The sequence below is a fragment of the Alcanivorax sp. 24 genome (assembly GCF_004360225.1).
Classification (GTDB): domain Bacteria; phylum Pseudomonadota; class Gammaproteobacteria; order Pseudomonadales; family Alcanivoracaceae; genus Alloalcanivorax; species Alloalcanivorax xiamenensis.
Genome location: NZ_SNUA01000041.1, coordinates 1 through 1,026 on the forward strand (window position 1 = coordinate 1; position 1,026 = coordinate 1,026).

The following is a 1,026-nucleotide window of genomic DNA, read 5'->3' on the forward strand; positions in this document are numbered from 1 at the left end:
GATCATGCTACGAAGCCGCCGTGGGAAGCTTGCTGGCAAGCGAATCACCAACGGGCCGGGGGCATTCGCGGCCAAGGCCGCTTCCCACAGCAATGGGCTACGAAGCCGCTGTGGGAGATTCCATGGTGCCCTGCAGGCTCACTGAGACGCCGCACGCTAGCGTGCCAGCCAGCAAGCTGGCTCCCACAGATCATGCTACGAAGCCGCCGTGGGAAGCTTGCAGGCAAGCGAATCACCAACGGGCCGGGGGCATTCGCGGCCAAGGCCGCTTCCCACAGCAATGGGCTACGAAGCCGCTCAGTGGGAGATTCCATGGTGCCCTGCAATGCTTGCCTTGGCGGCGAATACAGCGCGAATTCATCTCGCCAGAATCAATAGCCCCCACAATCGCCCCACAATTCGTGCACATCCGTTTACTTTTTGGTTATAAACCTCTTCCTTACAAATACCGAATTGCATTTCCTTAAAAGAAAAACGGCCCAATAAAAATATTGCCGATCGACTTTCCTGTCCCCTTTTTTATGCCTGCGTTGCAGATTGGCAGCACGGTCTTTTTCTCAATCAAAAAGTTGCTTTATCAGAACACTCTTGGCGCCCTTTCCCTCCCCTTCGAAAATCAACAAAAACGATGCTCTTCGCTTTTAAATGGCGCAGAAGATAAAAGTCAAACAATTGATTTATAAGGCTTTATTTTCTGGAACGATTAAATATCTTAATTTTTTTGGCCAACTTGGTACGCCCTCCCCCTTTCTTATCGGTACTCTCCATCGAACCGGAGAAGCCGCCCGGGGATGGGCAAGCGCCGGCCTCTCGAACAATAAAACATCACTACGATAAGAAGATAATCAGGAGGATTGTCAGCAATGACACTAAGCCCCGTATTGAACCGTGGCCTCAGCGCCGCGGCGCTGTTGCTTGCCCCGGCGATCGCTTGCGCGAACATGGGTAACATCGCCACCACCTACGGTGTCCTGCCCAGTGACGTCGCCACCGTCCAGGCCCTCTCCATGTTCAACACCCAGGTCT

The 1,026-nt window shown here is 53.4% G+C and carries 1 pseudogene; it reads left to right on the top strand.

Features of this window, described 5'->3' with window-relative positions:
• Positions 1 to 863: 863 nt before the first annotated feature.
• Positions 864 to 1,026, top strand: a pseudogene (locus E0L37_RS21820) (aromatic hydrocarbon degradation protein); the annotation flags it as partial.